This is a genomic window from Enterobacter cloacae complex sp.6700776 (genome assembly GCF_048284255.1).
GTDB lineage: Bacteria > Pseudomonadota > Gammaproteobacteria > Enterobacterales > Enterobacteriaceae > Enterobacter > Enterobacter intestinihominis.
This window is the reverse complement of sequence record NZ_JBLVYK010000233.1, coordinates 1-285: the sequence shown is the minus strand read 5'-3', so window position 1 is coordinate 285 and position 285 is coordinate 1. Positions and strand designations below refer to the sequence as shown.

1 pseudogene is annotated in these 285 nt (G+C 39.6%); it reads right to left on the bottom strand.

Annotation, left to right across the window (positions count from 1 at the left end):
• Positions 1-285, bottom strand: a pseudogene (gene rrmA, locus ACNQ0T_RS24025) (23S rRNA (guanine(745)-N(1))-methyltransferase); the annotation flags it as partial.

The window sequence follows — 285 nt, the reverse complement described above, 5'->3', positions numbered from 1 at the left end:
CAGAAAATCAGCAGTATAATCTTTCTCGTTTTCCTGCTTTAATTGCTGTTTCACCTCTTCAGAAGCTCGCCATGCAAACGGCGTCATCTCTAACAATGCAAATGCCTCTTCTCCTTCAAGATCCATCACATAATTTAAGCGAGTCTCATCAATCAATTTAAAGTCTGGAAGGTCTTCGTCTTTTGCAGGGTGCAATTTCACTTCATCATAAATCAAGGCTTTTAATTCTTGCAGATGTTCTGCTGCCGGCGTTACCGTAATTAAAATTCCCATTGGTGTTAATAC